Raw genomic sequence first — 12,506 nt, 5'->3', positions numbered from 1 at the left:
GCTGAATAAGCCTTTAGAATCTGTCATGATGCAGAGAATGCAAGATTAACCCGATTGATATGTTAGGAGTGACTCCAATGTCGAATGAAAATACAACGCCTACCCCTACCCCTGAGTCGGCACAACAGACAGACAAAGTGAGCCCATTCTTAACTGAACCTCTTCCACAAGGTACGCCGCAAGGTCAGCAACAATCCCTCGAACAACGCCTGACTGATACGCCGGTCACAGGCTCGGTGCCGAAATATAACCTGCCACGCGGTGCCAATACCGGCAACGTGGGTTCAACCACACATTTTGGTTATCAAACCGTAAACAGCGAAGAAAAGGCCCAGAAAGTGGCTGAAGTGTTCCATTCGGTGGCCAGCAAATACGACATCATGAATGACCTGATGTCTTTCGGGATTCACCGTCTGTGGAAACGTTTTGCAATCAATATGTCCGGTGTACGCCGTGGCCAGCAGGTGCTGGATATTGCCGGCGGTACCGGTGACCTGGCCAAAGTGTTTAGCCGTGAAGTGGGCCCGACCGGTCATGTGGTGCTGTCTGATATTAACGAATCGATGCTGAATGTCGGTCGTGACCGTCTGATCGATGCCGGCTGTACCAATGTCGATTTCGTACTGGCCAATGCTGAAACCTTAGAACCATTTGCAGACAACAGTTTTGATCTTTTGACGATTTCTTTCGGTCTGCGTAACGTGACTGATAAAGATGCCGCACTTGCATCGATGTATCGCGTACTCAAGCCAGGTGGTCGTTTACTGGTGCTGGAATTCTCTAAACCGGTGTTTGAGCCATTCTCTAAGCTTTACGATCTGTACTCATTCACAGCCTTGCCAATCATGGGTAAAATCATTGCCAATGATTCTGAAAGCTATAAATATCTGGCTGAATCGATTCGTATGCATCCAGACCAGCGCACCTTAAAAGGCATGATGGAAAATGCCGGCTTCCAGAATTGTGACTATCACAACCTGACTGGCGGGATTGTTGCAGTTCACCGCGGTTTTAAACTTTAAGGTTCACTCCCTATGTGGTCAATTCTGGCACTCGGTGCTGTTGAACGCGTGATTCACCATGTGATTGATCTGGATGCGATTACCCGCATCCAGCTAAATGCTTTGTCTGGTAAAATGCTGCGGGTGGTGATTGCTTCGCCGCAGCTTTCGGTCGATGTGTTTTTTGATAAAGACAAGCTTCGTCTGGAGCCGACCGCGACTGGTCATAGTGAAGCATCTTCAATCTTTGAACAGCGTCCATTTGATGCTGGCTCATCTACAGTCACCGAAGCGACTGCAACCTTGCAGGTCAGCAATGTGGTGGAATTACTCAAGCTGCTGCTGTCCGATGAAGTCGGCAATATTCCCCTACAAGGTGACTACAAGTTATTGCAGGAAATCCAGCGCATCATGCAACAGGCAGAGCTGGATCTGGCGGCGCACTTAAGTCCCTGGATTGGCCCGGCACTGGCACATGAAATTGGTAAATTTCAGCTATTACCCAAACAGCTGAAACGTACCCTGCAAAGTCAGCTATTCTTTGCCGAAGATGCCTTAAAAGAAGACAGTGGTCTGTTTGCCCCACGCTGGCAAATGGATGACCTGAATCAGGACACCCGTATCCTGAATCAAAATTTAGATCGGGTTGAAGCGAAAATCCAGCAGCTTCAGGCCCAGATCGATACCTCAAACAATTCTACTCAAGACTAGGTACGCTGCTTTATGATTCCGCATGTTTCACGTTTACTCGAACTTTGGCGCATCGCCGCGCACTATCGACTCGATACGTTGTTTCCTGCGGAAGAATTACCAGAAAAGGCCCGGCATATTCTGTCTTTGATCCGTATGCATCCGGCCGCCTGGTCCAGTCGTGAACGTAAGAATCCACTCAAGCTGAAACTGGCGCTAGAGGAAATGGGACCGCTGGCCATCAAAATGGGCCAGCTGCTCTCCACTCGTCGCGACCTGATTGCACCTGAACTGTTACAGCAACTGGTTTTGCTGCAAGATCAGGTCAAGCCCTTTGACAATGACGTGGCGCGGATGCGCATTCAGGAATCGCTGAAAGCCGATGTAAATACCCTGTTTGCCCGTTTTGATGTGCAACCACTCGCAGCAGCCTCGATTGCACAGGTGCATACCGCAGCCCTGCACGATGGTCGTGAAGTGGTGGTCAAGGTGACCCGTCCGAATATTCGCCAGCAGATTTTGCAGGATTTTGAAATTCTGCAATGGCTGGGGGACTTTTTGGAAAAACGTCTCGAAGCTGCACGTGCTTTACATTTGTCTGAAATTATTCAGGATTATCGTCAGATCATTTTGAATGAACTGGACCTGACCCTGGAAGCGGACAATACCCGCCGTATGCGCCATCACTTTACCGGCTCCAGCATGATGTACGTGCCGGAAGTGTATATGGACAGCAAAGATGTGCTGGTGGCCGAGCGCATTACCGGAGTGCCAATTTCAGATATCGCGACCTTTGACCGACTCGGCATGGATCGTGCTGATCTGGCACGTAAAGGCCTGACTATTTTCTTTACCCAGGTCTTTCGCGATAACTTTTTCCATGCCGACATGCATCCGGGCAATGTCTTTGTCGAAACCATCAATCCGAGCAATCCGCGCTTTATTGCGCTGGACTGCGCGATTATGGGTGAGCTGTCCAAACACGACCAGATGACCGTAGCACGCATGCTGCTGGCGGTCATGAACAGCGACTTCATGCAACTGATTCAGGTGGTGCATCAAGCTGGCTGGATTCCACCGGGTACCGATCAGGATGCTTTGGCTCGTGAAATGCGCCGCAGTGTCGGGCCGATGGTCTCTAAACCAATGCATGAGCTGGATTTTGCCGGTATTTTGATTGAAGTGATGGACATTGCCCGTCGTTTCCATCTGGAAATTCCACCGCAACTGATGCTGCTACTCAAAACACTAGTGCATGTCGAAGGCTTGGGAACCGACCTGTATCCGGAACTGGATATCTGGAGTCTGGCCAAACCGATCCTGACCGACTGGATCAAGGCACAAATGAATCCGCAGAAAAACCTGAAAGAACTGGGACAAAAAATTCCGGATCTGCTATTAGGGGCACAGGATCTACCAACCTTGATAATTGATAGCCTGAACGGTCTGAAAAACCAGTCAGCCTGGCATGCCAAACAGCTCAATGAACTGCAAAGCATGCGCCTGCAAATGGAACTTCAGCAAAAACGTAGCTGGATGTTTGGCAGTATCATGGCCATTCTGCTGTCGATTGCGATTATTTCACCATGGTTTGTGTCGGTGCTTCTGATTGTGCTGGTGAGCGTTCTGGCAGTCTGGCGAATTTCGAAATAATTTTTTAAATAGCCTGATTCGTCAGGCTTTTTTATGCTTAAATTATTGAAAAAATAAAACAAGAATATCCAAATGAAATATAGTTTTTTATGCGCACTGTATCGCCAGAATAGACAAAAAACCTTTCTCACTGCACTACTTTACAGCTTCCCAACATGGATAGATATTTTTTTCTATATCAACCAAACAGCCCATTGGCTTGCATGGTCCCCTGCTGCCAATACCACATTCTACCGCCTGATTCATAGTGACTATTTCTGGCTCATTGTCAGCTTTAACCTGCTTCCGTTGTTATTTCTATTCTGTCTACGACAAACACAGCTAATACTAGCTTTAAAAATATGGATAGGTCTTGCAGGTAGTTTCTTTCTAATTCATGCTTTTTACTGGCCAAGCTATCCTATAACCATGCTTTTGATTATTTCATTTAATCTACCTTTTTTAAATTTACGCAATAAAGAACTCATGCACACTTACATCAACCCGATGCCATGACTCTCAAGTCACCTTAGGACATATCTTGCCATTGGGTCTAAAGACGCATCGATTAAAATAAGCACACACTTGGCTGGTATGGGTTGAATCATGGTACAGATTTTACAAAAACGGGCGCCTGCGCTGACGATTCGTGCTGGCCATCTGGCACGTGAGCTGATTCTGCAACAAGGATTACAACCTGAACAGGTCGATATTATCCCCGGTGCTGCGGGTGGCCCAAAAGGAATCGGGATTCAGGGTCTGGATCAGGCGATTTTTGGCGAGTTTTTCCCACGTGCCCCACAACGGCGTACTCTCGTTGGTTCCTCGATTGGTAGCTGGCGTTTTGCCAGTATGGCTGCACATGGGGCTCAACAGGGAACCGAGCGTTTAGCTGAGCTGTATACCAACCTTTATTTCCATAAAAAAATGACCCGCCAGGAGGTCAGCGAAGTTTGCCGCGGCATGCTACTCGACCTGGTACAAGGCAAGGAAAATGATCTGGTCAATCATCCGGATTATCATCTCGCTGTGATTTCAATTAAAGCCAAGCACATTTTCCAGAGTGACAAAGCGCTGCCTTTGCTGGCTTCTGTAGCCGGAATTGTCGGAACGACTGCTGTCGCACGTAAACACAGCCGTCATTTTATGCAGCGTGTGATTAGCCAGCCGAATATGGGGGAACAATTTCAAATCGCGGAAGATGGATTTACTACACATTATCATGCCCTGACCGAGCAGAGTGTATTGTCCTGGCTGATGGCCTCGGCGTCGATTCCCGGGGTAATGGCAGCGGTGAACAATATTCCAGACGCACCGCAGGGTTATTACCGCGATGGTGGCCTGATTGACTATCACATTGACCTGCCCTTTCAGAGCAAAGGCATTGTGCTCTATCCACATTTTACTGACAGCATTACTCCCGGCTGGTTCGACAAGTTATTTAAACGTACCTCAAATCCGGAAAATCAGGCACGCACCTTGTTGCTTTCTCCATCGCAGGACTATCTGCAAAGTTTGCCTTCAGGCCGCTTACCGGATCGTAAGGATTTTACCCTGAAGGGCCTAGATCAGGCAGAACGGATCAAATTATGGAAAGCCTGTATTGCTGAAAGTCAGCGTTTAGGCGATGAATTTCTGGAACTGGTCGAGAAGCAAAATTTTGCTGAGGTCATGAAAGGCTTGTAATTGACCGAGAGTGCCCGATTATTTGTATAATTGCCTTCATTTTGTGAACTGTTGAGATTTATGCAGAAGTTTTTAGTGGTCCTGCAATACCTGTGTCTGGCCTTTGCCGTCTATCTGACTTATAGCGTGAGCATGTCGCTGTATAACCAAGATTTTGTCTTGATGGAGCTGGTCGCTGATATTGGTACGATTCTGATCTGTATTGACTTGGGCGTGTTTTTATTTAGCAGTAAAACCAAAGCAGGCATTACCATGGAAGAATATGCCAAACGACTGGAACAGCCACCGTCGAAACTGGTCTATGTGACACGAAAAATGGGGCATCTGGGTATTTTGCTGATTATTACCAGCTGGATTGTACCGATGATCAATTCATAAAAATCACATATAAAAAACCTCCCGATCGGGAGGTTTTCTTTTAGCAATTAAAGATTACTTTGAACCTTTAATGCCTGCTTGAAGTAGCAACGCACCCAAACCACCAATTTTTTGCTCTTGTGGTTTAGCCGCTTGCGGTTTCTTGCCCTGAGGACGCTCACCTTGCGGACGTGCTTGTTGTGGACGTTTGCCTTGAGGCTTACGCTCACCGCGCTGTTCATTCTCACGACGTGGCTGACGTGGTGCTTTTGCCGGCGCTTCAGAACCTTCAGGACGCATCGACAGATTGACACGGTTACGTTCAGCATCCACATTCAAAACACGTACTTGTACGATTTGACCCGGTTTCACCACTTTATGCGGATCAGCGACAAATTCATTGGCAAGTTCAGAAATATGCACCAAACCGTCTTGATGTACACCGACATCGACAAATGCACCGAAGTTAGTCACGTTGGTGACTACACCTTCCAGTTGCATGCCTTCAGACAATTGCGCAACTTCAGTAATGTCATCACGGAATTTAGCAGTGCGGAACTCTGGACGCGGGTCACGGCCCGGTTTTTCCAGTTCAACCAATACGTCTTGAATTGTCGGCAGACCGAATTTCTCGTCTGCAAATTCTTCAGCATTCACTTGGCGAATGATTTCAGTATTGCCAATGATGTCTTTTACAGTCGTTGCTTTCGCTTCAACAATTTTGCTCACCAAATCATATGACTCAGGGTGAACCGCAGAAGCATCTAGTGGTTCTGTACCATCTTGAATACGCAAGAAGCCCGCAGCCTGCTCAAAAGTACGCTCGCCTAAACGTGGCACTTTCTTCAAAGACTGACGATTGTCAAAACGACCATTTTCCTTACGGAATTCCACAATTTGCTGTGCAATTGATTTATTTAGACCCGCGATATAACCCAAAATCGCTGCTGATGCAGTATTTACATCCACACCCACCGAGTTCACACAGTCTTCAACGACCGCTTCAAGGGTTTTCGCCAGACCGGTCTGGTTTACGTCATGTTGATACTGACCCACACCAATCGATTTCGGATCGATTTTCACCAGTTCCGCCAATGGATCTTGCAAACGACGTGCAATCGATACCGCGCCACGAATCGACACGTCCAGCTCTGGAAGTTCCTGTGAAGCTAATTCCGACGCTGAATACACCGATGCACCGGCTTCAGACACAGACACACGCGTCATTTTCAGATCACTGTTCGCAGCCATCATTTCAGCAACTAAAGCTTCAGTTTCACGGCTTGCAGTACCATTACCAATCGCGATCAGGTCAACATTGAACTCGCGGCATAAGCGCGCCAGCTCAGCCAGTGAACCTTCTTTATCGTCTTTTGGCGCAAATGGATAAATCGTGCTATGTGCCAGTACATCACCAGACTCGTTCACCACCGCCAGTTTTACACCAGTACGGATACCCGGGTCCACGCCCAAAGTGGTACGTGCGCCTGCAGGTGCAGAAAGCAGTAAATGACGCAGGTTTTCAGCAAAGACGTTCATCGCTTCTGTTTCAGCAGCCAGACGTTTTTCAGTCAGCAATGAATGTTCGATCGTTGGACGAACTTTACCGAGCCAGAATAGTTTTGCAGTTTGCTTCAGGAAATCCTGACGCGCTTGTGGCTGAACAGTTTCTAAATTGTATTCAGTTTCAATACGCGCCAGCGGTGCGGCATCTTCACCCTCTACTTTTAAACCCAGAACGTTTTCTTGACGGCCACGCAGCATCGCCAATAAACGGTGTGAAGGCACTTTATTCAAGTTTTCAGAGAAATCGAAATAATCACGGAATTTTTTACCGACTTCTTTTTTCTCATCACTGGCAACCAAACTTTTCAGCACTGCAGTTTTGGCAAAAGTGGCTTTTAGTTCAGTAGTCAGTGCAATATTTTGCGCCCAGTCATCAATCAGGATGTGCTGGATCGCATCAAGCTGGCTTTCAGTATCTGGATAATCGTCATGGCTGAAACCGGCCAGCGCTTCTGCTGGATCTACCGCTTCGGCAAAGATTTTCTCGGCAATCGGGCCTAAACCGGCTTCTTTGGCCTTGAATGATTTGCTGGTACGTTTTGGACGGTACGGCGCGTAAATTTCTTCCAATGCATTTTTGGTTTCCGCTGCATTCACGCGCGCCAACAAATCATCAGACAATTTATCTTGTTCTTTGAGTGATTCAATCACCTTGTCACGGCGCTCATACAAATCACGCAAGTATGATAGACGCGTATCGAGTTGACGTAATTGCGTATCGTCTAAGCCTTGCGTTACTTCTTTACGGTAACGTGCAATAAAAGGAACACTGGCACCTTCATCAATAAGCTTGATGGCAGCTTCAACTTGGTTTGGACGTACGGCAAGTTCTTTTGCCAACTGCTGAACTAAGTCAGTCATCGTGTTTGATCCCACAAGGATAAGTACTAAATGGCATGATTATAAAGACCGGGCCTATAAAATCCACCATTGTTTTTATTAATTTGTCTCAACTTTATATTATGAAGTGCGACAGTTTTCAGCTTTTCTGAATATAGTTTGCATGAACTTTGCTTTTTATGTTGCTCCAAATCATATTTTTTGTCCATTTAGATGTATATATTTGGTATCTATGTCTTGATTTTAACTGCAATATTTGGTGCTTTAGAGCATAGTCAATTAATATCAATGAATCGTATACTCAAAGCATATTTCATTTTTTGTTTATGACGACAATAAAGAATAAAGGAGCATCTCATGAGTTTAGTTGTACCTGCTGAAAAAGCCGATGCCGTACATACCGAAACAGACCGAGTCGAACGCATCTTGGTTGTTGATGATGATGTTCGTCTGCGTACCCTATTGCAACGTTTTCTCGAAGATAAAGGCTTTGTGGTGAAAACTGCACACGATGCCACGCAGATGGATCGACTTTTACAGCGGGAACTGTTTTCTCTGATCGTGCTCGACTTTATGCTTCCGGTCGAAGACGGTTTAAGTATCTGTCGTCGTTTACGCCAATCCAATATCGATACGCCTATTATTATGCTGACCGCGCGCGGCAGCGATTCTGACCGTATTGCAGGGCTTGAAGCCGGTGCGGACGATTACCTGCCTAAACCGTTTAATCCGAATGAATTGCTGGCGCGTATTCGTGCGGTATTGCGTCGTCAAGTGCGTGAAGTACCGGGCGCACCGAGCCAGCAAATGGAAGTGGTCTCATTTGGCCCCTGGTCACTGGATTTATCAACCCGTACATTGACCCGTGAAGGTCAAGTCGTGACTTTAACCACAGGTGAGTTTGCGGTATTGAAAGCTCTGGTTCAGCATCCACGCGAACCGCTCACCCGTGACAAGCTGATGAATCTGGCGCGTGGTCGTGAATGGGGTGCCATGGAACGTTCGATTGATGTTCAGGTGTCACGTTTACGCCGTCTGGTTGAAGAAAATCCGGCGCGTGCGCGTTATATCCAGACCGTTTGGGGGGTGGGTTATGTGTTTGTTCCAGATGGTGCGGAGTAAATTAATACCTTGATTCATGACGGAGTCTGATGGTTTAAGCTCATTTATAGGGTTTAACCTGCGGTTCGCCTTACTTTTGTTTCGACAAAAGTAAGCAAAACCATTGTCATCCGCAAAACTCGACAACCTCCGTCATTCAAGCAATTCTCTCGCAGAAACATCATTGACCATCTTGAGTCGTGCCTCAAACAGTTGCGGATGACCTTAACGTGTATCCAACTACGGGGGAAGCCTCCCCTTTTGAGCAAAAGGACGCAGTGTGAAACTCGACCCCATCGACCCACAAAAATTTACCGATTTTGTTACCTACTCAGAAAAAAAACGCACCCGTGGGGAACGCTTTCTGGACAAGATCAAACCGCGTTCTGCCGCCATGCGTACCACAGTTCTGGTGGTCTTTGTGGTCTGTTTCAGCCTGTTCATGTCTTTGTGGTTCTTCTGGCGTACCTTATTTTTACCTGAAATCCAGCAACATGCGCGCTATCTGGCCATGGAACTGGAAATTCTCAATAATCCCGATCTACGCCTGTATCATAAACAGCAGGAAGTCGATATTGATACCTGGTTAAAAAACCGCGTTGGTATTGAATATGTGACCAATCCGGCAGAGTATCCCACTGTCCGGGAAAAAGTGATTGCAGAATTTTTTACCCGGCAGATCGAAACCAAGCTGGCCAAAGAACTACGTATTGAAGAGGCCACGGTCTATTTCCAGTTTAAACCAAGCCCGCGTATCTGGATCCAGACCCCTGAAATGAATGGTCACTGGGTGCAAGAGCCTTTAAAAACCTATGCCAATTATAGTAATGAGCTGATTCTGGGCTGGTTACTGGGCACGCCGATTATTGTCGGCATTATTATCCTGACCCTGGTGCGTCAGCTCAACCGTCCTTTACGCCGCTTGCAGAATGCCGCCAACAGTTATAGCCGCATTGGTTCAGCACCCTATCTGGACACCAATCATGGCCCACTGGAAATCCGTCAGGTCAATCATGCCTTTAACCAGATGATTTATACCCTGGACCAGACCGAGCGGGAACGCCGCATCATGCTGGCCGGTATTTCACATGACTTGCGCACGCCTTTAACGCGGATTCGTCTCAGTGCCGAAATGATGCCCGATGAAGACTTTCTCAAAGAAGGTCTGATTTATGATGTGGAAGATATGGACGCGATTCTGGATCAGTTCATTTCCTATATGCGCGATGGTTCCGATGAAGAACCACAGGACACCAATGTCAATGTATTGCTTCAGGAACTGGTCAAGCAGTTTAAACCGCTCGATATCCGTTTCAGTCCGCAAGAAATACCGTTGATTCAGGCGCGCAGCATGTCGCTAAAAAGACTGATTGGCAACCTGATCAATAACTCAAAACGCTATGGTTCAGAACCGATTGAAATCTCTGCACATGTCGAGGAAAACCAGCTGTTAATTTGTGTTGCAGATCATGGCGAAGGCATTCCGGAAGACCAGATTGAAGCGCTGATGCAGCCTTTTGTACGGGGAAATTCAGCACGAACCGTCCAAGGCAGTGGCTTGGGACTGGCTATTGTGAAACGGATTGTCGATATTCATCAAGGTCAATTACGCATTCATAATCGCCCTGAAGGTGGACTTGAAGCCATCATCTCACTCCCCTTGAATCAGCTTAACCCAGAGACGCCTCCCCCAGCCACCACACTTGATAAAATCCGCCAAACACTGACTGATCGCTTTTAAGAAACGATCAGTCAGTGAGCAAATGATTTTGTAGTTTTTCTATACAATTCATTTTATATTTCATTAATTCAATCACTTAAAAATCATCATTTTTTATTATACCTACATTTAGCTAAAAAATTAGACCTTAGCCTAACACCTATGCACAATACATTTTTTGAGCGGTACAATCCGTCTCATAGTTTAAGAATTAATGAGAGTTAAAATGTCTTTAGATCGTATCCGTTTAGCCTCCCTACACAACAAAGTCATTAGCCCAGAACAAGCGGCTGAATTCATCAAAGATGGCATGACTGTGGGTATGAGTGGCTTTACTCGCGCGGGTGAAGCGAAGGCGGTTCCTTTAGCTTTAGTTCAACAAGCAAAAGCAAATCCATTAAAGATCACGTTAATTACTGGTGCATCACTAGGAAACGATCTAGACAAACAACTGACTGAAGCTGGCGTACTGGCACGTCGTTTACCGTTCCAGGTCGACAACACTTTACGTAAGGCGATCAACAACGGCGAAGTGATGTTCATCGACCAGCATTTGTCTGAAACTGTTGAACAAATGCGTAACCAACAGCTGAAAAAACCAGATGTTGCGATCATTGAAGCGGTTGCAATCACTGAAGATGGCGGCATCATTCCAACCACATCTGTAGGTAACTCTGCAAGCTTTGCAATCTTTGCTGAAAAAGTAATTGTAGAAATCAATACCAACTTAAGCCCGGCATTTGAAGGCTTACACGATATCTATATCCCGTCATACCGTCCAACGCGTCAAGCGATTCCTTTGACTCAAGTGGATGAGCGTATCGGGACACATGCGATCAACATCGATCCAGCAAAAATTGTCGGTATCGTATTCAACAATGACTTGCACGACTCACCATCTACAGTGACTGCACCAGATGATGAGACGCAAAGCATCGCCAATCATTTGATCGCTTTCTTTGAAAAAGAAGTGGCTGAAGAGCGTCTACCGAAAAACTTAGGTCCATTACAGGCGGGTATTGGCTCAATTGCCAACGCAGTATTGACCGGTCTGAAAGATTCGAACTTCGAAGACTTGATCATGTACTCAGAAGTACTACAAGACTGTACCTTTGAATTGATTGATGCAGGCAAAATGAAGTTTGCTTCAGGTTCTTCGATTACCCTGTCTGCTAAATATGGCGAGAAAGTATTTAACAACCTGGAACAATACAAAGACAAACTGGTATTACGTCCACAGGAAATTTCGAACCATCCTGAACTGGTACGTCGTTTAGGTATTATCGGTATCAACACGGCACTTGAGTTTGATATTTACGGTAACGTGAACTCGACTCACGTCTGCGGTACCAAAATGATGAACGGTATTGGTGGTTCAGGTGACTTCGCACGTAATGCGCACCTGGCGATCTTCGTGACCAAATCTATTGCGAAAGGTGGCGACATCTCTTCTGTAGTGCCTTTTGCTTCACATATCGACCATGCGGAACACGATGTAGATATTCTGGTAACTGAACAAGGTTTGGCAGATCTTCGTGGTTTAGCGCCACGTGAGCGTGCCCGTGCAGTGATTGATCACTGTGCACACCCAATGTATCGTGATGCCCTGAATGATTACTTTGACCGTGCTTCTGCAAAAGGCGGCCATACGCCTCATCTGCTTCGTGAAGCGCTGTCTTGGCATTCAAACTTCGAAGAAAATGGTCACATGCTGGCTGTTGAAGCTGCAGTAAAAACTGCATAATTGACTGCATTCGAAAAACGCCCTACGGGGCGTTTTTTTATGGGATTTTTATCTTTCTTGAATAGCCATAAGCAGACTCTCTGGACAAAATCATCAGGCTATCATTCATATTCTCGTCCAATCTTCATGCTGCCAATATGCTGTAGAAATCCCCTTCTGATGCTCAAGG

10 protein-coding genes are annotated in these 12,506 nt (G+C 46.4%); 9 read left to right on the top strand and 1 reads right to left on the bottom strand.

What is annotated here, in order from left to right; all coding sequences use genetic code 11:
* Positions 1 to 77: 77 nt before the first annotated feature.
* From ubiE to FTU44_RS05655, 6 genes are all read left to right on the top strand, one after another.
* Entirely contained in the window at positions 78 to 1,022 is a 945-nt protein-coding gene (gene ubiE, locus FTU44_RS05680) for a bifunctional demethylmenaquinone methyltransferase/2-methoxy-6-polyprenyl-1,4-benzoquinol methylase UbiE (protein WP_005095322.1), read from the top strand.
* A 12-nt stretch (positions 1,023 to 1,034) separates the two neighbouring features.
* Positions 1,035 to 1,712 (top strand): SCP2 domain-containing protein, encoded by a 678-nt coding sequence (locus FTU44_RS05675; RefSeq protein WP_005095321.1) that lies wholly within the window; start codon positions 1,035 to 1,037, stop codon positions 1,710 to 1,712.
* A 12-nt stretch (positions 1,713 to 1,724) separates the two neighbouring features.
* Entirely contained in the window at positions 1,725 to 3,344 is a 1,620-nt protein-coding gene (locus FTU44_RS05670) for an AarF/ABC1/UbiB kinase family protein (RefSeq protein ID WP_180049788.1), read from the top strand.
* Positions 3,345 to 3,416: 72 nt separating this feature from the next.
* Positions 3,417 to 3,839 carry a hypothetical protein gene (locus FTU44_RS05665; protein ID WP_180049786.1) on the top strand — a complete coding sequence of 141 codons (423 nt, stop codon included), beginning with the start codon at positions 3,417 to 3,419 and terminating at the stop codon, positions 3,837 to 3,839.
* 90 nt (positions 3,840 to 3,929) lie between these two features.
* The gene (locus tag FTU44_RS05660; protein ID WP_180049785.1) at positions 3,930 to 5,009 is read left to right on the top strand and encodes a patatin-like phospholipase family protein; all 1,080 of its coding nucleotides are present in this window, start codon (positions 3,930 to 3,932) and stop codon (positions 5,007 to 5,009) included.
* A 60-nt stretch (positions 5,010 to 5,069) separates the two neighbouring features.
* Positions 5,070 to 5,387: a hypothetical protein gene (locus tag FTU44_RS05655; protein WP_005095313.1), complete on the top strand. Its 318-nt coding sequence runs from the start codon at positions 5,070 to 5,072 to the stop codon at positions 5,385 to 5,387.
* A 54-nt stretch (positions 5,388 to 5,441) separates the two neighbouring features.
* Here the strand turns inward: FTU44_RS05655 and FTU44_RS05650 are convergent, their stop codons facing one another.
* Complete coding sequence (locus tag FTU44_RS05650) at positions 5,442 to 7,793, bottom strand: Tex family protein (RefSeq protein WP_180049783.1); 2,352 nt, start codon at positions 7,791 to 7,793, stop codon at positions 5,442 to 5,444.
* Positions 7,794 to 8,129: 336 nt separating this feature from the next.
* On the opposite strand from FTU44_RS05650, the gene ompR reads away from it, so the two are divergent.
* From ompR to FTU44_RS05635, 3 genes are all read left to right on the top strand, one after another.
* Positions 8,130 to 8,894, top strand: coding sequence for a two-component system response regulator OmpR (gene ompR / locus FTU44_RS05645; RefSeq protein ID WP_004278590.1), 765 nt, complete (start codon positions 8,130 to 8,132; stop codon positions 8,892 to 8,894).
* A 259-nt stretch (positions 8,895 to 9,153) separates the two neighbouring features.
* On the top strand, positions 9,154 to 10,614 hold the full coding sequence (locus FTU44_RS05640) for an ATP-binding protein (RefSeq protein ID WP_100329320.1): 1,461 nt from the start codon (positions 9,154 to 9,156) through the stop codon (positions 10,612 to 10,614).
* Between the two features lie 205 nt (positions 10,615 to 10,819).
* Positions 10,820 to 12,337, top strand: coding sequence for an acetyl-CoA hydrolase/transferase family protein (locus FTU44_RS05635; RefSeq protein ID WP_005095307.1), 1,518 nt, complete (start codon positions 10,820 to 10,822; stop codon positions 12,335 to 12,337).
* Positions 12,338 to 12,506 lie beyond the last annotated feature (169 nt).

This window comes from Acinetobacter sp. YH12105 (genome assembly GCF_013419095.1).
GTDB lineage: Bacteria > Pseudomonadota > Gammaproteobacteria > Pseudomonadales > Moraxellaceae > Acinetobacter > Acinetobacter pseudolwoffii.
The sequence above is the reverse complement of the archived record's forward strand: the minus strand, read 5'-3'. Positions and strand labels throughout refer to the sequence as shown.